This is a genomic window from Serratia sp. JKS296 (genome assembly GCF_900215445.1).
Taxonomy (GTDB): Bacteria; Pseudomonadota; Gammaproteobacteria; order Enterobacterales; family Enterobacteriaceae; genus Serratia; species Serratia marcescens.
Genome location: NZ_OCMX01000001.1, coordinates 4,426,735 through 4,450,608 on the forward strand (window position 1 = coordinate 4,426,735; position 23,874 = coordinate 4,450,608).

A 23,874-nucleotide genomic window follows, 5' to 3' on the forward strand; every position below is an offset into this window, starting at 1 on the left:
GTTACGGCGTTTTTACAGACAGTTTTTGCCGCCGCAGATACCCTTTTCACATCGCCGCTATGGCCTCACAAGAGAGTTGTCTCATGCGTTTATCCCTGCCTCTGGCCGTGACCGGTCTTCGTTCTGGAGCGCGCCATGCATTCTAATATCATCGGGTTCAATCCTCTGCTGGCGGAGCTGCCCGCATCGCCGACGCGCACCTTCCGCAAAGAGCTGGAACACTACCTGCAGCGCTATCCGGATACCGAACAGTTGGATATTTATCTGCACGATCTGAACGGCCAGTTGCGCGGCAAGCGGTTGCCGATCGCCGAAGCCTTTGGGCTGGAAAAAGGCTGCTACTTCCCGCTGTCGATTTACGCCCTGGATCTCCACGGCCGGGTGACTGAAGAGAGCGGGCTGGGGCAGCGGGCGGGCGAGCCGGACCGCTTGTGCCTGCCGGTGCCCGGCACGCTGCGCCCCTGCGCGCGCGATCCCGAACGCCACGCCCAGCTGCTGCTGACGATGCAAAACGCCGACGGCGGCGCCTGCGAGCTGGAGCCGCGCGTGGTGCTGCAACGGGTGCTGAAGCGCCTGCACGAGCGCAACTGCTTCCCGGTGGTGGCGGCCGAGCTGGAGTTCTACCTGCAGGATCCGCTGCGCCCCGCCGAGGCGGAAGCCTGCCCGACGCAGAGCTTCGCGGTGGATGCGCCCGAGCGCCACCATGCGCTGCTGAGCGACATCGAACGGCACGCGCGGCTGCAAAACCTGCCGCTGACCGGCGTGGTGGCCGAAGCCGCCTCCGGCCAGTACGAGCTGAACCTGCATCACAGCCGGCGCGTGCTGGAAGCCTGCGACCAGATCATGGCGCTGAAACGCCTGACGCGGCAGATTGCCGAACAGCATCACCAGCACGCCTGCTTTATGGCCAAACCCTGCGCCCATGCCGCCGGCAGCGGGTTGCATTTTCACATCAGCCTGCAGAACGAGCACGGCGAGAACCTGCTGACCGGCGCGCCGGGCGAACTGAGCGACAACATGCAGCAGGCGATGGCGGGCATGCTGGCGCTGATGCCGGCGTCGATGGCGATCCTGGCGCCCAACATCAACGCGTTTCGCCGCTTCCGCCCCGGCATGCACGTGCCGCTGCGCGCCTCCTGGGGCCACAACAATCGCACGGTGGCGCTGCGCCTGCCCTGCGCCGACAGCGCCAATCAGCGTATCGAATACCGCCTGGCCGGCGCCGACGCCAACCCCTATCTGGCGCTGGCGGTGATGCTCGGCGGCCTGCTACACGGGCTGGAACACCCGCTGCCGCTGCCGCCCGCCGCCAACGGCTGCGAAAGCGACAACGCCGCCCCCTTGCCGCTCGGCCAGCAGGAGGCGCTGGCGCTGTTCCGCCACAGCGATCCGCTGCGCGAGCTGCTCGGCCCGGCGTTCTGCACCCTGTGGCACACCTGCAAAAGCGCCGAACTGCGCCGCTTCGAGGAACAGGTCACCGCCGCCGAACTCGGCTGGATGCTGTAACCGTCCACTGATTCGTTAACCTAAGGATAATCATGAACATGCAACCGCAATTGGCCCCCGTACAGCCGCTGCTCTGCTGGCGCAAAGGCGTTTTTCATATCAGCACCGATCGGCAGTTATTGGATATCGAGGCGATCCAGCGTTTCCTCAGCCTGCCGGATCGGGCGGCGGCGGAACGCCTGGCGCGCCACGGCCTGTGCTTTGGCCTGTACCGCAAACGCCACCAGCTCGGCTTCGCCCGTATGGTGACCGATTACGCCACCTTCGCCTCGGTGAGCGAGCTGTTCGTCAGCGCCGAATACCGCGGCGTCGGGCTGGGAAGCTGGCTGACGCGCTGCTGCCTGGCGCACCCGGCTTTGCGCGGCCTGCGCGTCACGCTGCCCGTGCTGCAAGCGCCCTGGCGCGCCGACTGCGCGGCGCACGCCCCGCGCGCCCTGCACTGATAAGGAGAACCCGATGTCTCGTTTGGTGCTGATTTCCAACAAACAGTGCGACGGCAAGGATCTGGCCTGCGCCGGCCGGACGCTGGCGGCCGACGCCGAACCGGGGCTGTGGCTCGGCTGGAACGGCGACGTGCAGAATTTCGCGCAGCGCCCGATCAGTTGCCGCCAACGCGCCGGTTACGATCAGGTGACCTTCCCGCTGTCGATCGAGGAGTTTCGCCGCCACTATCAGGGCTACTACCACGACGGCCTGTGGCCGGTGTTCCACAACCAGCCGGAGAAGGCGCACTTCACGCCGGAAAACTACCGCGCTTACCGGCAGCTGAACTGCCGTTTCGCCGATATCGCCTGCGAGCACCTGTGCCCGGGCGACATCGTCTGTATCGACGACTACCAGTTGCTGCCCTGCGCCCAGGCGTTGAAGGAGCAGGGGCTGCTGAATGCCTGCGCGTTCTTCTTCCACCTGCCGTTCCCGTCGGCGGCGCTGCTGCGGCGCATCCCGGAACATCGCCAGCTGATCGCTTCGCTGCTGTTCTACGATCTGATCGGCTTTACCACCACGGACGATCGCAACGCCTTTCTCAGCTGCCTGTCAAGCGAGTTCCCGCTGGAGATGCTGCCCGACGACCAGATCCAGGCCAACGGGCATATTTTCGCCACCGGCATTTTCCCCGCCGGCATCAACGCCAGGCAGGTTTACTGAACTCAGGCCGCCGCCCGCTGGCGCTCCAGTTCGCGCACCAGCGGGATCACCTCGCGGCCGAAGAACGCCACCTCTTCCTGGAAGTGCAGGAACGCCAACAGCATCAGATCCACCCCGGCGTCTTTCAGCGCGATGATGCGCTCGGCGATCTGCTGCGGCGTGCCGATCAGGTTGGTTTTAAAGCCATCGTTGTACTGCACCAGATCCTCAAACGAGGATTTGGCCCAGTTGCCCTCGCCCTCCGGCGAAGCCGCCCCGGCGTTCTTCACCTCGTGGCCGAATCCTTGCACCGCCTCCGGGTTGGCGTGATCGATAATCTCCTGCAGCACCGCCTGCGCTTCCTGCTCGGTATCGCGGGCAATGACGAAGCCGTTCACCCCCACCTTGACCCGGTGCTGGTTGGCCCTGGCCTTGGTCTGCAGATCGTCCACCTGCTGGCGAATGCCCTCCACGCTGTTGCCGTTGGTGAAATACCAGTCCGAAACCCGCGCCGCCATGTCGCGCGCCGCCCGCGAGCTGCCGCCCTGGAAGATCTCCGGCAGCGGATCCAGCGGCTTGGGCTTCAGCGAGTAGTCGCGATAGCGATAAAAATCGCCGGCGAAGCTGAAGCTGGGCTCGGCCCAGATGCCGCGCAGGCAACGGATAAACTCTTCCGAACGCAGGTAGCGCTCTTCGTGGTCCAGCCACGGCTCGCCGATGGCCTTGAACTCGCCGCGGAACCAGCCGCTGACGATATTGACCGCGATGCGCGCCTCCGAAAGGTGGCTGATGGTGGCGATCTGCTTGGCCGCCAGCGTGGGGTTCCACGGCCCCGGCAGCAGCGCGGCGATCACCTTCAGCTTCTCGGTAGAATCCAGCAGCGCCTGCGAAAACGACACCGACTCGTGCTGGTTGTCGGCGCCGTAACCGGCGGTGAAACGGATCTGGGTGAGCGCGTAGTCGAAACCGGCGCGCTCGGCGATCTGCGCCAGCTTGCGGTTGTAGCCGATGTCCCAACCGGTGCGCTGCGGGATGTTGCTGATCACCAGACCGCCGGAGACGTTCGGCACCCAGTAGGCGAACTGAATAGGCTGCTGCGAGTGGTTTGCTGCTGACATGCTTCTCTCCCTCTGCTCGTTGGCGCCGCGATGCGGCACGCATATAACCATTATTGATTTACAAATATTGAAAATATTTTTTTGGTTATAAATCCGATAGCAGGATGCGTGCCAACCGCCGCGTTAAGGCATCCGGCTGATAAACCGAGGGTTTAAAGTCGGCGGGTTAAAGCGGGTGCTGCATTGGCAACAGCGGCTGGCGGGCGACTGTTGGTTATGCAGCAAACCGCTCACCCCGCCAATCCAACCGTTCACCCGGCGGATCTGACCGCTGAGCGAAATACGCCTGTCTTCCCCCCTTACCCCCGGCGATGATGAGCTGTTCCTAAACCCGCCTTACCTCGGGAAAGACGCTACGGCTCGCCGCGCCACTCTGACATCTCTTACAAGCGGATGAGTTCATTCATATTTTGCAGACTGGAATTAAGGATACCTCATGAAACGAGAGGGGATTTTAAAGCACATTCCGTGGATGCTGCTGGGGATACTCGGCGCAGCCTGCCTCGGCGTGGTGGCGCTGCGCCGCGGCGAACACATCAGCGCGCTGTGGATCGTCGTCGCTTCGGTGGCGGTGTATCTGGTGGCCTACCGCTACTACAGCCTGTACATCGCCACCAGGGTGATGAAGCTGGACGCCGGCCGCGCCACCCCGGCGGTGGTCAACAACGATGGCCTCAACTACGTGCCGACCAACAAGAACGTGCTGTTCGGCCACCACTTCGCCGCCATCGCCGGCGCCGGGCCGCTGGTGGGGCCGGTGCTGGCCGCACAGGTCGGCTACCTGCCCGGCACGCTGTGGCTGCTGGGCGGCGTGGTGCTGGCGGGGGCGGTGCAGGACTTTATGGTGCTGTTCATCTCCTCGCGTCGCAACGGCGCCTCGCTCGGTGAAATCATCAAAAAAGAGATGGGGCCGATACCGGGCACCATCGCGCTGTTCGGCTGCTTCCTGATCATGATCATCATCCTGGCGGTGCTGGCGCTGATCGTGGTGAAAGCGCTGGCGGAAAGCCCGTGGGGGGTGTTCACCGTCTGCTCCACCGTGCCGATCGCGCTGTTTATGGGCATCTACATGCGCTACCTGCGCCCTGGCCGCGTGGGTGAAGTGTCGATCATCGGCATCGTGCTGCTGGTGGCCGCCATCTGGTTCGGCGGCGTAGTGGCGCACGACCCGTACTGGGGCCCGGCGCTGACCTTTAAAGACACCACCATCACCTTCACGCTGATCGGCTACGCCTTTGTCTCCGCCCTGCTGCCGGTGTGGCTGATCCTGGCGCCGCGCGACTACCTGGCCACCTTCCTGAAAATCGGCGTGATCGTCGGGCTGGCGATCGGCATCGTGATCCTCAACCCTGAGCTGAAAATGCCGGCGGTAACCCAGTTCGTCGACGGCACCGGCCCGGTGTGGAAAGGCACCCTGTTCCCGTTCCTGTTCATCACCATCGCCTGCGGCGCGGTCTCCGGCTTCCACGCGCTGATCGCCTCCGGCACCACGCCGAAGCTGCTGGCCAATGAGACCGACGCGCGCTTTATCGGTTACGGCGCGATGCTGATGGAGTCCTTCGTCGCCATCATGGCGTTGGTGGCGGCGTCCATCATCGAGCCGGGCCTGTACTTCGCCATGAACACCCCGCCGGCGGCGCTGGGCATCACCATGCCGGATCTGCACCGCCTGGGCACCGAAGACGCGCCGATGATCATGGCTTCGCTGAAGGACGTGACCGTGCACGCGGCGGCGGCGGTCAGCTCCTGGGGCTTCGTCATCAGCCCGGAACAGATCCTGCAGACCGCCACCGACATCGGCGAACCTTCGGTGCTGAACCGCGCCGGCGGCGCGCCAACCCTGGCGGTGGGCATCGCCCACGTGTTCCACCAGATCATTCCGGGCGCCAACATGGGCTTCTGGTACCACTTCGGCATTCTGTTCGAGGCGCTGTTCATCCTGACCGCGCTGGACGCCGGCACCCGTTCCGGCCGCTTTATGCTGCAGGATCTGCTGGGCAACTTCGTGCCGTTCCTGAAGAAAACCGACTCGCTGGTGGCCGGCATCGTCGGCACCGCCGGCTGCGTCGGGCTGTGGGGTTACCTGCTGTATCAGGGCGTGGTGGATCCGCTCGGCGGCGTGAAGAGCCTGTGGCCGCTGTTCGGCATCTCCAACCAGATGCTGGCCGCCGTGGCGCTGGTGCTGGGCACCGTGGTGCTGATTAAGATGAAGCGCGCGCAATACATCTGGGTGACCGTGCTGCCGGCGGTATGGCTGCTGATCTGCACTACCTACGCGCTGGGCCTGAAGCTGTTCAGCGACAACCCGCAGCTGGAAGGCTTCTTCTTCCTGGCCGGCGAGTACAAGCGCAAGATCGCCGAAGGCGGCGCCGAGCTGAGCGCCCAGCAGATCGCCAACATGAACCACATCGTGGTGAACAACTACACCAACGCCGGGTTGAGCATTCTGTTCCTGCTGGTGGTGTACAGCATCATCTTCTACGGGGTGAAAACCGCGCTGGCGGCGCACAAAAACCCGAAACGCACCGACCAGGAAACGCCTTACGTGCCGGTGCCGCAGGCCGCGCCTACCGACAGCGTAACTGAGGGGGAGGTCAAAGTTTCGACCCAGCATTGATGTGATTTAACGGATACCCTGCATAATAAACGTTAAGCAGTACCCAAAGCCGCACGGCCTGCGCATCGCAAGACGCCAGGCGTGCGGCGCGATGCAATCGAGATACCCGGGGCGACCCGGAGGTGGGGCATCCCTGCGGGAACCCCATCCCCCGGCTTCCCCTAATATCAGGCTTAAGCAAGCGCTGTAGTGATGCAGGGTAAAGTTGGAGAAGGCTTATGTTCGGAAATCTTGGCCAGGCGGGAAAGTACCTCGGGCAGGCGGCGCGCATGTTGGTGGGCGTGCCTGACTACGATACCTACGTCCAGCACATGAAAGACAACCACCCGGACAAGCCGGTGATGACCTATAAAGAATTTTTCCGCGAGCGCCAGCAAGCGCGCTACGGCGGCGACGGCAAAGGCGGCATGCGCTGCTGTTAACCCGCAGTCACAAGGACCCGTATGAAACCCATTGCAGTCACCATCCTGACCGGCTTTTTGGGCGCCGGCAAAACCACCCTGCTGCGCCACATCCTGAACGCCGAACACGGCTATAAAATCGCGGTCATCGAGAATGAGTTCGGCGAAGTGCCGATCGACGATGCGCTGATCGGCGATCGCGCCAGCCGCATCACCACGTTGAGCAACGGCTGCATCTGCTGCAGCAAGTCCAACGAACTGGCGGACGCGCTGCTGGATCTGCTGGACGGCGTCGACAGCGGCCAGCTGGCGTTCGACCGGCTGATCATCGAATGCACCGGCATGGCCGATCCCGGCCCGATTACCCAGACCTTCTTCTCGCACGAGATCCTGTGCGAGCGTTTCCTGCTGGACGGCATCATCACCCTGGTGGACGCGGCGCACGCCGAGCAGCAGCTGAGCCAGTTCAGCATCGCCCAGGCGCAGGTGGGCTACGCCGACCGCCTCCTGCTGACCAAAACCGACGTGGCGCCGGACTGCGAAGCGCTGATCCAGCGGCTGCAGCGGATGAACGCCCGCGCGCCGGTCTACCAGGTGACGCACGGCGACATCGATCTGAGCGTGCTGTTCGACATCGAAGGCTTTACGCTGAACGACAAACTCAACCTGACGCCGCCCGCCCCGCTGTTCCGCCTAATCCCGCAGCCGCAGAGCGACATCCGCTCGATCGTGGTGACGCTGGAGCGCCCGCTGCCGCTGATGCAAATCTCCGAGGTGATGGAAGGCCTGCTGCTGGAATACGCCGACAACCTGCTGCGCTACAAAGGCATTCTGTCCATCGAAGACGAACCGCGCCGCCTGCTGTTCCAGGGCGTGCAACGGCTGTATAACGCCGACTGGGATCGGGAGTGGCAGCCGGAGGAAGAGCGCAAGAGCACCTTGGTATTTATTGGCGTGGATCTGCCGGAGGAGGAGATTCGGGGAAGGATTGGGGGGGTTGGGGTAAGATAAACCATTCCCCAGGCCAACACGGCCCATATCCAGCAAACTCAAGGATGAACGATGGCAAACAACGTGATGATAATAGGATTAAAGGCGCTTAACCTGTGCGCGAGCGCCTATATCGTCATCAAACTGAGCACGGTGTTAGCCATCGGCATCATGTTTCTTATTGTCTCTTACGCCGGCGTGGAGGACGTTGGGCTGTCCAATCTCCTCGCCGGGGCGCTCATCATCCTGCCGCTGTTGGTCGTCGTCGGTGGCACGCTTATCGTCTGCGCCGTCGCCGCCTATCTCAACCTAAAGGCGCCCTATCGTAAAAAAGCGCTGTTCTTTAGCCTGCTGTTGGGCAGCATCTCTGCGGTTGGCCTGCTGCTGCCCTACACACGCGAGTTCGCGCTATCCACGGCACTTGCCAGCGCCCTGGCATTGGGCAGCGCGCTGGGGATTTTTGCTTTGTCGAAGAGGCGGATTCAAGCGTTGTAGCGCCTGAAAAAGGCGGGTACGCGCTTATGCCTTTCCCCAATACGGTCCCGCCGCCACCGATTCGCGCTCGATCAGGCTGGCCGGGAAGCTGGGGCGCTTGCTCAGCTCGCCGCCGTCCAGCATCGACAGCAGGCGGTTGATGGTCTCCTGGATCATCTCGGTGACCGGCATCTTCATGCTCGACAGCGACGGCACGGTATAGGGCGCCAGCGGGATGTCGTCGAAGCCGATGACCGATACCGCCTCCGGCACCGCCACGCCGCGCTCCATCAGCCGCTTCATCGCGCCGATGGCCATTTCGTCGTTGCCCGCGACGATGGCGCTGAACGGTTGCCCGCCGGCCAGCAGCGCATCGACCGCCGCCACGCCGCTTTGCGCGTGCCATTTCCCCTCGACGATCAACGCCTCGTTAACCGCGATGCCCTGCTGCGCCAGCGCGGATTTGTAGCCGGAAAGCCGCTCCAGCCCGGTGGGGGAATCGAGCGAGCCAGTGATAAAGGCGATGTCGCGATGGCCGCGCGCGATCAGGTGCGCCACCGCCGCCGCGCCGGCGGCGTGCTGATCGCTGAAGATGCAGTAGCTGTCGTTCAGCCGCAGCCGCCGGTTGATCACCAGAATCGGCTGGCGGTGTTGGGAGACGATCTCGTCCATTTCCGCGATCGACAGAAAACGCGGATAGATGATCACCCCGTCGCAGCGCAGATCCAGCAAAAACTGAATGGCGGCCCGCTCCTCTTCGGCGGTGTGCTTGCCGTCCGCCAGGATCAGTTGGCGGCCGTTCGCCTCCATGATACGCGCCGACTGCGCCATCAGTTCGCTGAAATAGTTGCCGCTGTAGAGGGTATTGGTGACCACCAGGCCGAGGGTTTGGGTGGTGTTGGTCGCCAGGCTGCGCGCCAGCAGGTTGGGCCGATAGCCGGTTTCCGCGATGGCTTTATCCACCAACGCGCGTTTCTCCTCGCTGACATAGCCGCTGCCGGACAAAACGCGCGACACCGTCGCCTTTGAAACGCCGGCCTTTTTCGCCACCTCGAGTATCGTTGCCATCTGTGCGCCGCCAAAATCCATGGGTTCAGCGCAGTCTACCCAAGACGCCCGGCGTTTGGAACGTTTTCACGCCCCTGCACATCGGTATGCGCTTACCCCTAACGATCCAGATCACGAAAACGCAACGCTAAAAACCATAGTTCTTGCCAACAGCAAAACACCAATACATGATTTTGTGAAACCGGTTTCTTATGGGCGTTTCATACGGATGGAACGACGGATCGCCCAGGCAGTAAATATTCGCCTTTGGGCTATCCGAATTGCTATCTGAGAGACGACACGCCATGCCGAAGAACTACGCAGAGATCTCGCACGCTATCGTGGCCGCCCTGGGCGGCGCGGGCAATATCGAGGCCGTGACCCACTGCATGACCCGCCTGAGATTCGTGGTGAAAGACAAAACGCGGATCGACACGCCGGCGCTGAAGGCCATCGACAGCGTGCTGGGCGTGGTGCACAGCGGCGAGCAGTGCCAGGTGATCATCGGCAACGAGGTGGCCAAGGCCTATCAGGCGGTGCTGGCGCTCGGCATGCCGGGCGCGGCGGCCCCCGCCGCCCCGGTAAAACGCCAGCTCACCCTTAAGGGCATTGGCACCGGCATTCTCGACGCACTGGTGGGCACCATGTCGCCCCTGATCCCCGCTATCATCGGCGGCTCGATGGTGAAGCTGCTGGCGATGATCCTGGACATGGCCGGCGTATTCGAGAAAGGCTCCTCGACCCTCGTCATCCTCAACGTGATCGGCGACGGCGCGTTCTTCTTCCTGCCGGTGATGGTCGCCGCCTCGGCGGCGCTGAAGTTCAAAACCAACATGTCATTGGCGATCGCTATCGCCGGGGTGCTGGTGCATCCCAACTTTATCGATCTGATGGCCAAGGCGGCGCAGGGCCAGGCGGTGGAATTCGCCTTCATCCCGGTGACGGCGGTGAAATACACCTACACGGTGATCCCGGCGCTGGTGATGACCTGGATCCTGTCGCACATCGAACGCGGGGTGGATCGCATCACCCCGGCGGTGACCAAGAACTTCCTCAAGCCGATGCTGATCGTGTTGATCGCCGCGCCGGTCGCCATTCTGCTTATCGGGCCGCTCGGCATCTGGATCGGCAGCGGCATCTCTGCGCTGGTCTACACCGTGCACGGCTACCTGGGCTGGCTTTCCGTGGCCATTATGGGGGCTATTTGGCCGCTGCTGGTGATCACCGGCATGCACCGGGTGTTCACCCCGACCATCATCCAGACCATCGCCGAGACCGGCAAAGAGGGTATGGTGATGCCTTCGGAGATCGGCGCCAACCTGTCGCTGGGCGGCGCTTCGCTGGCGGTGGCGCTGAAAACCAAGAACCGCGAGCTGCGCCAGACCGCGCTGGCCGCCGCCGCTTCCGCCATCGTGGCGGGGATTTCCGAACCGGCGCTGTACGGCGTGGCGGTACGCCTGAAGCGGCCGCTGATCGCCAGCCTGATCAGCGGCTTCGTCTGTGGCGCGGTCGCCGGCATCGGCGGGTTGGCCAGCCATTCGATGGCCTCGCCCGGGCTGTTCACCAGCGTGCAGTTCTTCGATCCGGCCAACCCGATGAGCATCGTGTGGGTGGTAGCGGTGATGGCGCTCTCGGTGGTGCTGTCGTTCGCGCTCACGCTGATGCTGGGCTTCGAGGATCTGCCGGAAAACGGCGCCGCGCCCGGCCAAACCGCACCGGCGGCGAACGCCGCCGGCGCAACGCATTGAGACACCAGAGGATTGCATGTCCGATTCAACATTCCCGACAGGATTTTTATGGGGCGGCGCTTTAGCCGCCAACCAGGCGGAAGGCGGCTATCGCGAGGGCGGCAAAGGGCTGACCACCGTCGATATGATCCCGCACGGCGCCAACCGCATGGCGGTCAAACTCGGGCTGGAGAAGCGCTTTAGCCTGCGCGACGACGAGTTTTACCCCAGCCATGACGCCATCGATTTCTACCACCGCTACCGCGACGACATCGCGCTGATGGCGGAGATGGGCTTTACCGTGTTCCGCACCTCCATCGCCTGGAGCCGCATCTACCCCAACGGCGACGAGCTGACGCCCAACGCCGAGGGCATCGCCTTCTACCGCAGCCTGTTCGAAGAGTGCCGCCAATACGGCATCGAGCCGCTGGTCACCCTGTGCCATTTCGACGTGCCGATGCACCTGGTGACCGAATACGGCTCCTGGCGCAGCCGCAAGATGGTGGAGTTCTTCACCCGCTACGCCCGCACCTGCTTCGAAGCCTTCGACGGGCTGGTGAAATACTGGCTGACTTTCAACGAGATCAACATCCTGCTGCACAGCCCGTTCTCCGGCGCCGGGCTGGTGTTTGAAGCGGACGAAAACCCCGAACAGGTTAAATACCAGGCCGCGCACCACGAACTGGTGGCCAGCGCGCTGGCGACGCGCATCGCCCATGAAGTGAACCCCGCCAACCAGGTGGGCTGCATGCTGGCCGGCGGCAACTTCTACCCGTGGTCCAGCAAGCCGGAAGACGTGTGGGCCGCGCTGGAGAAAGACCGCGAGAACCTGTTCTTTATCGACGTGCAGGCGCGCGGCGCTTACCCCTCCTACGCCGCCCGCGTATTCCGTGAGAAAGACGTCAGCATCGTCATGGAACCGGAAGACGCCGACATCCTGAAGCACACCGTCGACTTCGTCTCCTTTAGCTACTACGCCTCGCGCTGCGCCTCCGCCGACATGAACGACAACAACAGCAGCGCCGCCAACGTGGTGAAATCACTGGCGAACCCGCACCTGCCGCGCAGCGACTGGGGCTGGGGCATCGATCCGCTGGGGCTGCGCATCACCATGAACATGATGTACGACCGCTACCAAAAACCGCTGTTCCTGGTGGAAAACGGCCTGGGCGCACACGACGAGTTCAATGCAGCAAGCGAGATTGAGGACGACTACCGCATCAGCTACCTGCGCGAACACATCCGCGCCATGGCCGACGCCATTGCCGACGGCGTGCCGGTGTTGGGTTACACCACCTGGGGCTGCATCGACCTGGTGGCCGCCTCAACCGGCGAAATGAGCAAGCGCTACGGCTTTGTCTACGTCGACCGCGACGACCAGGGCAACGGCACCCTCACCCGCACCCGCAAGAAATCGTTCTGGTGGTATAAAAAGGTGATCGCCAGCAATGGGGGGGATTTGGGGTAGGTTTGGGCGGTGGGGTTGGGGGGCTTAAATTCGCTTAAGCTGCCCCAGCTTGTGTTCCGTTTTTCGTTGCAATATGGCAAAGAACGCTACCGCTGTCGTGCCCCAGCTCTCCGGCACAAACTCATCTGAAAAATGATCCGCTATGCCTTCGTTGATACGTCCTGCATAAGTAGCCTGAAATTCTTTAGTCTCCTCGAGGATATCGCGGATGACTTGAGTGCCGTTTTGCTCCAAGAAGCCGTCAATCACCCTCTCGGCCGTTTCGGCATCAGTAAACAGATCATAATCCTGACCGAAGTAAATACTGAATAGGCTACTGAGCTCGCTAAAGTGATTGCGAATCACGGTGGTGTTCAAAGCACTTTCACTGCAGCGCTTCTGGCCTGTTGTAGGAATGCGGGAACCGTGGTTCCCCATAGCTCCGGGCTGAAGGTAAAACCGAAACGTTGGTTGAATAATGACTCCACATTATCCTGCGCAAGTAGCTCATCTATCTCATTGACCAAATCCTCGCGCTGCTGATGAGTCGCCAGACGAATGTACTCTGCGATCAGCGCAGTAATATCGCCCTCTGCATTTATCAGGTCATAATCTTGACCAAAATAAACAACGATCAGGTTATCAAGTTCGCTGGTTTTCATCGGCTTATCTCGCAGGGAAGGCGCTAAGGATAAAGTAAGGTTTGCCATTATAGCGGGTAAATTCAATCACAACGCCAACCCGATGGCATTGATAGACGTCAGTGCTGCCGCGTAACACGCCGTAACCCACTGACTCTGAAAAATTATGATACACGCTCAAACGGCTGCCGGGAGATGCGTACTTTACCCAATTCATAATATCTGCACGGTTCGCCTTTACCGTGACAGATACATACTTTTCGGCCTCCTTTACCGATCTGAAGGTACTCACCGCGATCAGTTTCGGGCGCCTGGTTAGCCTGGCAATAAGCGCTTCCGGAGCTATGTTTATATGCCGAGCCAATGTGTGCCCGCCCGGATATTGACCGCTAACGGACTCATGCTCAACCAGCTTAACCCGCCCCATACGCACGGATGCGACTCTGACAGCGCCAACCGCTCCGGCAAAGACAAAAGGCACGGCAATATCGACCGTTAAACCGACGTTATAGGCGGTTTCCCGATCGGCACCCAATGCTTGCGCCAACACAACGGCAGACTGATAAGTATCAGTCGTCGTTGGCTGCCCGGTAATCATCTGATTGGAAGCGGCTTTGATGCTGTCCAGGCTATGCGTTCCCACCACCACACACCCGACCTTGGTGATAAACGTCGGATCCGGCGCATAGCACAACACCCCCGCCCCCATCAGCTCAACGACACCACCGGCAAGCCCCAAACCGCCAAGCAGACGGTTACTGAGCGTTTCACCTTCAGTGACGCTTTCATCAGACAGCACCGCCGCAAGCTGCACCGGCGACAGGGCAATACGCAACTCATCTTCATTCGCCATGTTCGTTCATCCGTGAATTAGCAAAGCCGTATGATTAACATAAGCTCTAGAAAGGATAAATACTGGAACGGTTAACGCCGAATTAACCGGCACCTTATCTGCAAGGCTTGGACAATGCTGAAGCACTGTTATTTCAATATAGCGCCTCGTTATTGGATGTTTTCGATAGCAAAGTGATTATTGAATCTTTTCACTTTGAAGTGAGCAGTAAATGCCCTGCCAGAAACATCCTGCAGATTTCTGCGCTTATCAATCGGCACAAAATTTAACCTCATGCTGTAGATATTATTTTCCTGAAACGGGTAATCGTTCTGCGTAACACAAATACCCTTTTTAAGATCCCGATTCCCCACCTCAATCAATTTCTCATCCGTATCACCACTGAGATAGAGCGTATCTGGCCTTTCATTTTCCTTTGGTAACGGATAGATGCAGATGTCGCCATTCGCTTTAGTATGGGCGGTGATAGGGATGTCCGGCGCATAGCGCTGATCGAGACGATCGCCGGTGCAGGCGCTTAACAATATCGATCCTGCAATGACCAGTACGCAATTAGCTTTCATCATATTCCATTATTTATAAACCTTAATGAAGAAATATTATCCATGAATGGATGACTGATAGTTCGACGCAAAGATGACATGCCGAATTGCGAGGTACATTCCAACCCTAAAAGTAAATAAACTGTAATTCCATACAGGTTATTTTTTCATTTTACTGATAACGCTATAGTTTTTTCGCTACGGCAAGATCCGTAGCCGGAGTTAGCGTTCCGAATCTGACATACTACCGCTGTATTATGTAATAATGCAGCAGCTTTAGTTCACTCCAAATAATGGTGGCTCAGGCGGGGGCTTCGCAAGAAGCGCCGGTTCGTATGTCCCGGTGACGCTAACCCCGTCTGGGCTACCACCCGAGTTTAGCGTCTCTGGTGATAGTCATTAACTAATGACATACGGAGATGCACCCATGATAAAGGTTCCCACTACAGAATCCGCTGCAAGCACCCTTACCCTCTATCGCCAACTGTTTAACCACCTCGATCTCAGCGCTTTCAATCCCTCAGAGCTCTTAGACCTCGCCGCACTCTCTGCCGAGCAAGCGGAAGGTCTGTGCCACGGCCTGATGCTATTCGGCCATTTACTGCAAAAGCACCCACAGCTGGATACCGAAGGCTGGGAACAGCTGAATCGCTATCTCAATGCTACGGCCCATCTGGTTCCTGCGCTTTGTAACCTTTATGGGCGAGCGTTGCAGGAGATGGAAACCTGCGGCTAACGTAAATGACAATCAGGGCGATGCCTGCACTCGTCGCCCTTCCCACCCACGATTTCCAATAGATCTGACTGACATATCACAACAAAAACATTCATCAGGGTGGGCATTTCCTCCCCTACCTGGCATAGTTAACGCATTCGGTAAATCGATGAGTTAACTGCTGGGTATTGATGCATACTGCTCTCGTCAGCAAGCACATTGCTCAGAGCCAACTCGGCAATGTGAGGAAGTGGTTTTGGCAACTGCAATAGAGGCGTTATCTTCAAAAGAATCCGTTTTAAAAGCCATCGAAGAATATAAAAAAATTGGCCGAGATGAATTCTTAAAACAACATAAAATAAAACGATTTAAAAAATGCACCCTTCTTTATAATGGCGAGAAGTATGACATCCGAGGCATTGCCGCTAGAGCATACAATGAGCAGCATGGTTATCCGTTTAAGGGAATCAACACCGATAGCGGAACGGAAAAAGCCATTAAGTTTCTCAAAGACCTCGGTTTTGAGATCGTCGAAACGCCGCATCCTTTTGAGATACTGGAAGAAGACGAAGTTTATAAACGTAAATACCTCCACGACCTCTATGGAGGGCAAGAACAGGGCGGAATATCGACACCTAAAGAATTCCCCGTGATCTTCATTTTCACCGGCGAGACTGGCGAAACTCATGGGTACAAAGATGGATGGTCTAACAACGACCACTTCTCCTACACGGGAGAAGGCCAGAAAGGTAACATGCAGTTTACCAAAGGCAATAAAGATATCCGCGACCATAAAGAGAATGGTAAGGATATACTTTTATTTGAATATAACAAAAAAAGTACGGGCGTGAAATTTGCTGGGCTATTTGAGTGTGATTCATGGAACTACGCTGAATGTAAAGATACCCAAGAAAACATGAGGCAAGGGATAATTTTCAATCTATTCCGTGTATCTTCTGCTCAAGATTCTGCTCATGAGATTATCTCATCAGAAGTAGGCCAGAAGGAGGAGAGTTTAGAACAGTTGCGCGCAAAGGCTATAAAGTCTTCAGAGATATCAGGCCAGCGCCAACAGAGCGACAGCAAAAAATCCTGGTTCAAACGCAGCGAAGACGTAAAAAAATACGTGCTCAAGCGCGCCAATGGCATCTGCGAAGCCTGCGACCAGCCGGCACCGTTCAAGAAAAAGAACGGCGAGCCCTACCTCGAACCCCACCACACCAAACGTTTAGCCGACGAAGGCCCCGATCACCCGCAGTGGGTGGGCGCCATCTGCCCAACTTGCCATCGGCGGATTCATAGTGGCGTGGATGGGAAAGAGGTGAATAAGCAACTGATGGTGAAGTTGGAGTTGAAAGAGGCCACTATCGGTTAAAAGTTGCCTGCAACTGCGTGCTACCTGTCAACTTCAAAACCGGGTTTGTGCAGTATCATAGGAATAATAAATAATAACAGGGAACCTCAGCATGTCAGTACCTACCTACGACCAATTCATCGAGCCAGTGCTTCGCTTTTTGGCAACCAAGCCCGAAGGCGCACTTGCTCGAGATGTGCAAGATGCAGCAGCAGACATACTCAACCTAAACGAAGAACAAAGAGCAGAAACCATTGCCAGCGGCCAATTGGTTTATAAGAACCGTACCGGCTGGGCTCACGATCGTTTGAAACGTGCTGGGCTCTCGCACAGCTTATCCAGAGGCAAATGGTGCTTAACCGCCAAAGGCATCGACTGGTTAAAGCAGCATCCAAACCCGCTCACTACAGCAGAAGTCGAACATCTCGCTTTGGCTTATACCAACGTCAAACTTCAACAAAATAGTGATGCGGTGGATTTAGACCCAGTTACAGAACCCCTTCTCACCGAAGCGATGTTAACGAATAGCCCAGACGACCGCCTGGAACAATCAATCAAAGAGATCCGCGATGCGGTTGCGACAGAACTGCTAGAGAACCTGAGCCAAGTATCCCCAGGCCGCTTCGAGGTCATCGTGCTGGATGTGCTGCACCGTTTGGGCTACGGCGGCCACCGCGATGATTTAAAGCGTGTCGGAGGCAGCGGTGATGCGGGGATTGATGGCGTAATTTCTTTAGACAAGCTCGGCTTAGAAAAAGTGTATGTGCAAGCCAAACGCTGGCAAAACACCGTAGGCCGCCCTGAGTTGCATGCCTTCTACGGTGCACTTGTGGGACAAAAGGCTAAACGAGGGGTATTCATCACGACATCTGGCTTTACTAAGCATGCCGTTGCCTATGCGCAATCGGTGGAAGGCATGGTACTTATCGACGGTAACCGGTTGGTACATCTGATGATGGACAACGAGGTGGGTGTCAGTTCGACGTTGGTCAAAGTACCAAAGTTGGATAGTGATTATTTTGATCAGTAAATTCTTCTACACTAATCTCGTCGTTACGCCCTCTTAATCGGCGTCGGTCAAGAAGCCTTTGAACAGGTCTCCTCTTGAGGACAGGATATATCTACGGTTGTGGGGAGCAACCCACATTTAACAAAGAACGTGTAACATAGATATAAATTGAACAGACATTGCTGCCAGCCGTTCTGGGATTATGGGGCGCTGCATGGTCTGAGACGTGATAAAAATCAAAACAGGGAATACGATGAAATTCACCGAAGACACCCGGGTAAAAATCCCCGTCATCCTCCACCTGATACGGCTGGGCTACCGCTACCTGTCCCTGAAAGAACAACGCTGGGACAAAGAAACCAACATCTTCCCTGACCTCTTCACCGCTGCGATTGGCAAAATAAACCCTGGACTTGCGCCCGACGACATCGTACGCCTGTTAAAAGACCTCACGCTGCTTCTCGACAACGACGACCTGGGCCGCGCCTTCTTCGAAAAACTCAGCGATCGTTCTGGCATCAAACTGATAGACTTCGACAACTTCAACAACAACAGCTTCCATGTCGTCACCGAACTGACCTGCGAAAACGGCGATGAAGAGTTCCGCCCGGACATCACGCTACTAATCAATGGCATGCCACTGATCTTTATCGAAGTGAAAAAGCCCAACAACCGCGAAGGTATCGTCGCAGAACGCAACCGCATCAACGAACGCTTTAAGAACCCCAAATTCAAACGCTTCGCCAATATCACCCAGTTCATGATCTTCTCCAACAACATGGAGTATGACGACAGTGACCCGGAGCCGATTCAGGGGGCATTCTACGCCAGCAGCTCATACAGCAACCCGGTATTCAACTACTTCCGAGAAGAAGAACTCTTCAACCTGACCAACTTACTGAAACCGCTGTCAGAAGAAACCGAAATCGCTGTTCTGAAAGACAACAACCTGGAAGTAATCCGCACCAACCCAGAATTTCAGACCAATAAAGATCACAACCGCCCGACCAACCGCCTCTGCACCGCGCTGTTAAGCCGCGATCGGCTGGCATTTATCCTGCGCTATGCACTGGTATACGTCGCCGAGTCGGGGGGCATCCAGAAACACATCATGCGCTACCCGCAGCTCTTCGCTACCAAAGCGATCGAACGTAAACTCAAAGCTGGCGTAAAAAAAGGCATTATCTGGCACACTCAGGGCAGCGGAAAAACCGCGCTGGCTTATTACAATGTGCGCTTCCTGACCGATTACTTCCAAAATCAGCAGGTGATCCCAAAGTTCTACTTTATTGTTGATCGTCTGGATCTGCTCCAGCAGGCGCAGCGCGAGTTCACCGCCCGTGGCTTAATTGTTCACCTTATTGACTCACGCGAAGCCTTCACCCGCGATATCAAAGCGACGCAGGCGCTGCACAACCACCACGGCAAAGCGGAAATCACCGTCGTCAATATCCAGAAATTCCGCGATGACCCGGACGTCGTCACCACCAAAGACTACGACATCAGCATCCAGCGCGTGTACTTCCTCGATGAAGTCCACCGCAGCTACAACCCTAAAGGAAGCTTCCTGGCGAACTTAAGCCAGTCGGATACCAACGCCATCAAAATTGGCCTGACCGGCACGCCGCTGCTGGGAACGGACTACAACTCCCGTGATATCTTCGGCGACTACATACACAAATACTACTACAACGCCTCCATTGCCGATGGCTACACGCTGCGCCTGATCCGCGAAGAGATCGCCACCAACTACCGGATGATCCTGCAACAGGCGCTAAAAGAGGTGGAAGTCAGAATGGGCGATGTGGATCGCAAATTCATCTATGCCCATCCCAGCTTCGTCAAACCGATGCTGAACTACATCGTCACCGACTTTGCCAAAAGCCGGGGCGCGCTGAATGATGACACCATCGGCGGCATGGTGATTTGCGACAGCTCTGAACAGGCCAAACAGATGTTTGAGTTATTCAACACTGACTACGCCGAATCACCCACCGTCGCCGATGACGTCACCGACGAAATGCCGGTATTACAGGCCGCAGAACCCGCCGCCGTTTACCAGATCCACGCCAAAGAAACGCGGAAAATAAAACGCGCCGCCCTGATCCTGCACGACATCGGCAGCAAGCAGGAACGCAAAGAGTGGGTGGAGCAATTCAAGGCGGGCGAGATTGACCTGCTGTTCGTCTACAACATGCTGCTCACCGGCTTTGATGCCAAACGGCTGAAAAAACTTTACCTCGGACGAGTGATCAGAAAACACAACCTGCTCCAGGCGCTGACCCGCGTCAACCGTACGTACAACCACTTCCGCTACGGCTACGTGGTGGACTTCGCCGACATCCGCCAGGAATTTGACGCCACCAACAAAGCCTACTTTGAAGAGTTACAGGCTGAACTGGGCGACGAAATGGAGCACTACTCCCGCCTGTTCAAATCGGCGGAAGAAATCCGCGAAGAAATCGAACACATCAAAGACGTTCTGTTTACCTTCGACACGGAAAACGCGGAAATCTTCACTGACCAGATAAACCAGATCCAGGACCGGGAAACCGCGCTGGCGCTGAAAAACGCGCTCGCCGACGCCCGCAGCCTGTACAACCTCATCCGCCTCCAGGGCAACACTGAATTTCTTCAGGCGCTGGACTTCAACAAACTCAACATCCTTTACCGCGAAGCCAGCCGCCGCCTCGACTTACTCAACCTGAAAGCGGATCTGGAACAGGGCGTTGACCTCTCCGGCCTGCTGAACCGGGCGCTGGAAGAGGTGATCTTTGAATTCCATAAAGTGGGTGAAGAAGAGCTGGTACTGGCCGACGAACTGAAAGAAACACTGCGCCGTACCCGCGAGGCGCTGGCCGCAAATTTCGATCAACAGGATCCGCAGTTTGTCAGCCTGAAAGACGAACTGGAGCGCCTGTTCAAGAAAAAGAAGCTCAGCGAAGTCACGCAGGAAGAAATGGTTGCGAATATCGGCACACTCAATAAAATTCATGACCGCATCAAAGAGCTGAACCGCCAGAACAACCTGCTGCGCCAGAAATACCGGGGCGACGTGAAATACGCGCGTACCCACAAACGCCTGCGCGAGCGCGGCGGCCTGAGCGAACCAGAGCGTAAAATCTTCGAAGCACTGCTTGGCGTTAAGCTGGATGCGGATGAAAAAGTGCTGAACAACAGCCAGATACTGAACAATGAAAGCTATTTTGAGCGCCAGATTGTGTCATGTGTACTTGATCACTTTGAACAACAGCAGCACATCACCCTCAGTGCGAAAGCGGCTGGCGACATTAACCGCCTGATTGTGGCGGAATACCTGAACGAATTTAATACCGGAGCACGTACGTGGTAGAACTGGAATTTAGAGACAAAACCAAAACACTGATCGACAGTCTGAAAAGCATCTGTGCGAACTACGGTCTGGGCAACGACGGTAACGAATTCAAAATCATCACGCAGGCATTCCTGTACAAATTCCTGAACGACAAATTCGCCTTTGAAGCCAAAAAGGTGGATAAAAGCATCGCCAGCGCCGAAAAATGGGAAGTCGCGCTTAATCAGATGAGTGAGGAACAGCGTGACAAGCTGCAACTGAAGATGAGCGCCGACACCGCCCGTCTGAAACCGCATCACTTCATTCAGTATTTATACAACCGTCAAAATGAGGCGAATTTCGCCACCACTTTTGACGACACCCTGATGGACATCGCCGCCACCAACAATGACGTCTTCGCGGTCAAAACCGACGGCGGCGCGAAAGTGGTGCTGTTTGAGCGCCTCAGCCAGTACATCGCCGACGAATCAAAGCGCGATGACTTCTGCCGCGCCATCATCAACAAACTGGCCGATTTCAGCTTCGAACGTATCTTCACGCAGAAATTCGACTTCTACGCCACTATCTTTGAATACCTGATTAAAGACTACAACAGCAACTCCGGCGGCAAATACGCCGAATACTACACACCCCACGCCGTTGCGCGCATCATGGCGGAAATCCTGGTGCCAAAAGCGCAGCAGGGTGTGGTGCGCGACGTAAGCTGTTACGACCCGTCCGCCGGTTCCGGCACCTTGCTGATGAACGTGGCGCACGCCATCGGCGAAGATCGTTGCAGCATCTTTGCGCAGGATATCTCGCAGAAATCCTCCAGCCTGCTGCGCCTGAACCTGATCCTCAACAATCTGGTGCATTCGATCCCCAACGTTATCCAGGGCAACACCATTCTGCATCCGTTCCACAAGGACGGCAGCGCGCTGAAACGCTTTGACTACATCGTCTCCAACCCGCCGTTCAAAATGGATTTCAGCGATTTCCGCGACGATCTCGACAGCAAAGAAAACCAGCAACGTTTCTTTGCCGGGATACCGAAAATCAAAGCCAAAGCCAGGGACAAAATGGAAATTTACCAGTTGTTCCTGCAACACATCATTTTCTCGCTGAAACCGGGTGGTAAGGCGGCGGTGGTGGTGCCGACCGGGTTTATCACCGCGCAGTCGGGCATTGATAAAGGGATTCGCGAACATCTGGTGAAAAACAGGATGCTGGCGGGCGTGGTTTCCATGCCGTCGAATATCTTCGCCACCACCGGCACCAACGTGTCGATCCTGTTTATTGACGCCAGCAACAAAGAGAAAGTGGTGCTGATCGACGCCTCGAATTTAGGTGAAAAGGTCAAAGACGGTAAAAACCAGAAAACGGTACTGACCGAAGAAGAAGAGCAGCGCATCTGCGAAGTGTTCAACAACAAGTGGAGCGAAGAGGATTTCTCGGTGGTGGTAAGCTATGACGACATCGCCGGGAAAAATTACTCGTTCAGCGCCGGACAGTATTTTGATGTGAAAATTGAATACACCGATATGACTCCGGAACAGTTTACCGCGAAGATGAAAGGGTTTACGGAGAATCTGGAGAGTTTGTTTAGTCAGTCTCGCGAGCTGGAAGCGGAGATAAAGACGCAGATAGCGGGGCTGAAGTATGAGTAATTGGAAGAAAACTACCTTAGGACAAGTCGCTCAGGTATTTACAGGATTTCCATTTAAAAGTAGTGGCTACTCTGATGATCCTAAGGATATTAAATTATTGAGAGGCGATAATATCGCTCAAGGAACTCTTCGATGGGATGATGCTAAGAGATGGCCAAAGAATGAGTACGAAAAATACAATCAGTACCAGCTTAAAGAAAATGATGTCGTGCTTGCAATGGATCGTCCATGGATTGGTGCGGGATTAAAATACAGTTCTATACGCAAAGAGGATCTGCCATCCCTATTAGTTCAGCGTACTGCAAGGCTACGTGGTAGCACCGAACTGGATATTATTTATTTAAAGTATATTATTGCCAGCCCTTGGTTCTCTAAGTACATTCAATCAATAAATACAGGATCATTAGTTCCGCATATTAGCTCTAAACAAATTAAGGATTTCCCCATTAATTTGCCCCCCCTTCCACAACAAAAGAAACTATCTTCTGTTCTGGCTGCGCTTGATAAAAAAATCGATGTTAACAATTTCATTAATGCCGAACTAGAAGCGATGGCGAAAACGCTGTATGACTACTGGTTTGTACAGTTTGATTTCCCTGATGCCAACGGAAAACCGTATAAAACTTCCGGCGGGAAGATGGTATATAACGCCACGCTGAAACGGGAAGTTCCGGTTGGGTGGGCGGTTAACACGCTGTCTCAAATAGCGAATATCACAATGGGGCAGTCTCCAGCCGGTGAGTCTTATAACGAAGATGGAATCGGAACGCTATTTTTCCAGGGTTCAACGGACTTTGGTTGGCTTTTCCCAACTCCTCGTCAGTACACAACATCACCCGCAAGAATGGCGAAAAAAGGTGATATTTTACTCAGCGTTCGTGCGCCAGTTGGTGATATGAATATAGCCAATGCCGATTGTTGTATTGGGCGAGGGCTTGCGGCATTAAACAGCAAAAGCCACTCAGATGGCTTTTTATTCTACGTGATGAAGTATTTCAAACAGATATTTGATCGTCGAAATGCGGAAGGGACAACATTTGGTTCCATGACAAAAGATGATTTGCATTCACTGCAAGTCGTTTGCCCAGAACCCGGATTACTGAAACGATATGATGATATTGTTTCAGAATACAATAAAATGATTTTTTCGCGTAGCCTTGAAAACCAGAATCTAATTAAACTCCGCGACTGGCTCCTCCCCTTGCTTATGAACGGGCAGGTCACGGTCAAATAATCCCAACGGGTTTTGCGAGGCGCAGCCCAGATCCATACTGCGCCTCACTCACCACAACCAAAATCTTGCCATCCATTTCTGATCGGATATCACC

21 protein-coding genes are annotated in these 23,874 nt (G+C 56.6%); 15 read left to right on the forward strand and 6 right to left on the reverse strand.

Annotated elements, in window-relative coordinates:
- The first annotated feature begins 135 nt into the window (after positions 1-135).
- From CRO23_RS21250 to CRO23_RS21260, 3 genes are read left to right on the forward strand one after another with little or no spacing between them, the layout of a single operon-like run.
- Positions 136-1,506: a glutamine synthetase family protein gene (locus CRO23_RS21250; RefSeq protein WP_097102840.1), complete on the forward strand. Its 1,371-nt coding sequence runs from the start codon at positions 136-138 to the stop codon at positions 1,504-1,506.
- Positions 1,507-1,544: 38 nt separating this feature from the next.
- On the forward strand, positions 1,545-1,949 hold the full coding sequence (locus tag CRO23_RS21255) for a GNAT family N-acetyltransferase (protein WP_240652908.1): 405 nt from the start codon (positions 1,545-1,547) through the stop codon (positions 1,947-1,949).
- A gap of 13 nt (positions 1,950-1,962) precedes the next feature.
- Positions 1,963-2,652 carry a trehalose-6-phosphate synthase gene (locus CRO23_RS21260; protein ID WP_097102842.1) on the forward strand — a complete coding sequence of 230 codons (690 nt, stop codon included), beginning with the start codon at positions 1,963-1,965 and terminating at the stop codon, positions 2,650-2,652.
- Between the two features lie 2 nt (positions 2,653-2,654).
- Here CRO23_RS21260 and sfnG read toward each other — a convergent pair whose 3' ends face one another.
- Positions 2,655-3,749, reverse strand: coding sequence for a dimethylsulfone monooxygenase SfnG (gene sfnG / locus CRO23_RS21265; protein ID WP_049239726.1), 1,095 nt, complete (start codon positions 3,747-3,749; stop codon positions 2,655-2,657).
- Between the two features lie 436 nt (positions 3,750-4,185).
- Between sfnG and CRO23_RS21270 the strand changes: the two genes are divergently transcribed.
- The 4 genes from CRO23_RS21270 to CRO23_RS21285 all read left to right on the forward strand — a co-directional run bounded on the left by CRO23_RS21270 (position 4,186) and on the right by CRO23_RS21285 (position 8,252).
- Positions 4,186-6,366 carry a carbon starvation CstA family protein gene (locus CRO23_RS21270; RefSeq protein ID WP_097102844.1) on the forward strand — a complete coding sequence of 727 codons (2,181 nt, stop codon included), beginning with the start codon at positions 4,186-4,188 and terminating at the stop codon, positions 6,364-6,366.
- A 218-nt stretch (positions 6,367-6,584) separates the two neighbouring features.
- Entirely contained in the window at positions 6,585-6,788 is a 204-nt protein-coding gene (locus CRO23_RS21275; RefSeq protein WP_004953088.1) for a YbdD/YjiX family protein, read from the forward strand.
- A gap of 21 nt (positions 6,789-6,809) precedes the next feature.
- Positions 6,810-7,778, forward strand: a complete 969-nt coding sequence (gene yjiA / locus CRO23_RS21280; protein WP_097102846.1) for a GTPase — start codon at positions 6,810-6,812, stop codon at positions 7,776-7,778.
- A gap of 51 nt (positions 7,779-7,829) precedes the next feature.
- Positions 7,830-8,252 (forward strand): hypothetical protein, encoded by a 423-nt coding sequence (locus tag CRO23_RS21285; RefSeq protein WP_097102848.1) that lies wholly within the window; start codon positions 7,830-7,832, stop codon positions 8,250-8,252.
- A gap of 24 nt (positions 8,253-8,276) precedes the next feature.
- On the opposite strand, the gene CRO23_RS21290 is transcribed toward CRO23_RS21285, so the two are convergent.
- Complete coding sequence (locus tag CRO23_RS21290; protein WP_139375480.1) at positions 8,277-9,299, reverse strand: LacI family DNA-binding transcriptional regulator; 1,023 nt, start codon at positions 9,297-9,299, stop codon at positions 8,277-8,279.
- Between the two features lie 284 nt (positions 9,300-9,583).
- On the opposite strand from CRO23_RS21290, the gene ascF reads away from it, so the two are divergent.
- Both ascF and CRO23_RS21300 read left to right on the forward strand, forming a co-directional pair.
- Complete coding sequence (gene ascF / locus CRO23_RS21295; protein ID WP_097102850.1) at positions 9,584-11,026, forward strand: PTS cellobiose/arbutin/salicin transporter subunit IIBC; 1,443 nt, start codon at positions 9,584-9,586, stop codon at positions 11,024-11,026.
- Positions 11,027-11,042: 16 nt separating this feature from the next.
- A complete protein-coding gene (locus CRO23_RS21300; RefSeq protein ID WP_097102852.1) occupies positions 11,043-12,473 on the forward strand; it encodes a 6-phospho-beta-glucosidase in 1,431 nt (476 codons plus the stop codon).
- A gap of 24 nt (positions 12,474-12,497) precedes the next feature.
- Here CRO23_RS21300 and CRO23_RS21305 read toward each other — a convergent pair whose 3' ends face one another.
- From CRO23_RS21305 to CRO23_RS21320, 4 genes are all read right to left on the reverse strand, one after another.
- Positions 12,498-12,830 carry a contact-dependent growth inhibition system immunity protein gene (locus CRO23_RS21305; RefSeq protein WP_097102855.1) on the reverse strand — a complete coding sequence of 111 codons (333 nt, stop codon included), beginning with the start codon at positions 12,828-12,830 and terminating at the stop codon, positions 12,498-12,500.
- Entirely contained in the window at positions 12,827-13,114 is a 288-nt protein-coding gene (locus CRO23_RS21310) for a contact-dependent growth inhibition system immunity protein (protein ID WP_016929245.1), read from the reverse strand. Before CRO23_RS21310 ends, CRO23_RS21305 begins: the two co-directional genes overlap by 4 nt.
- A 4-nt stretch (positions 13,115-13,118) precedes the next feature.
- Positions 13,119-13,946: an RNase A-like domain-containing protein gene (locus tag CRO23_RS21315; protein WP_097102857.1), complete on the reverse strand. Its 828-nt coding sequence runs from the start codon at positions 13,944-13,946 to the stop codon at positions 13,119-13,121.
- A gap of 149 nt (positions 13,947-14,095) precedes the next feature.
- Positions 14,096-14,509, reverse strand: coding sequence for a putative T6SS immunity periplasmic lipoprotein (locus CRO23_RS21320; protein WP_042785635.1), 414 nt, complete (start codon positions 14,507-14,509; stop codon positions 14,096-14,098).
- A gap of 406 nt (positions 14,510-14,915) precedes the next feature.
- On the opposite strand from CRO23_RS21320, the gene CRO23_RS21325 reads away from it, so the two are divergent.
- The 6 genes from CRO23_RS21325 (at position 14,916) to CRO23_RS21350 (ending at position 23,780) form a co-directional block, all read left to right on the forward strand.
- Positions 14,916-15,224 carry a hypothetical protein gene (locus CRO23_RS21325; RefSeq protein WP_097102859.1) on the forward strand — a complete coding sequence of 103 codons (309 nt, stop codon included), beginning with the start codon at positions 14,916-14,918 and terminating at the stop codon, positions 15,222-15,224.
- Between the two features lie 229 nt (positions 15,225-15,453).
- Positions 15,454-16,578, forward strand: coding sequence for an HNH endonuclease (locus CRO23_RS21330; protein WP_255253516.1), 1,125 nt, complete (start codon positions 15,454-15,456; stop codon positions 16,576-16,578).
- Between the two features lie 91 nt (positions 16,579-16,669).
- Positions 16,670-17,587, forward strand: coding sequence for a restriction endonuclease (locus CRO23_RS21335; protein ID WP_097102863.1), 918 nt, complete (start codon positions 16,670-16,672; stop codon positions 17,585-17,587).
- A 232-nt stretch (positions 17,588-17,819) separates the two neighbouring features.
- Positions 17,820-20,918 carry a type I restriction endonuclease subunit R gene (locus tag CRO23_RS21340; RefSeq protein WP_097102865.1) on the forward strand — a complete coding sequence of 1,033 codons (3,099 nt, stop codon included), beginning with the start codon at positions 17,820-17,822 and terminating at the stop codon, positions 20,916-20,918.
- Positions 20,912-22,546, forward strand: coding sequence for an HsdM family class I SAM-dependent methyltransferase (locus CRO23_RS21345; protein WP_097102867.1), 1,635 nt, complete (start codon positions 20,912-20,914; stop codon positions 22,544-22,546). Before CRO23_RS21340 ends, CRO23_RS21345 begins: the two co-directional genes overlap by 7 nt.
- Positions 22,539-23,780 carry a restriction endonuclease subunit S gene (locus CRO23_RS21350; RefSeq protein ID WP_097102869.1) on the forward strand — a complete coding sequence of 414 codons (1,242 nt, stop codon included), beginning with the start codon at positions 22,539-22,541 and terminating at the stop codon, positions 23,778-23,780. Before CRO23_RS21345 ends, CRO23_RS21350 begins: the two co-directional genes overlap by 8 nt.
- Positions 23,781-23,874 lie beyond the last annotated feature (94 nt).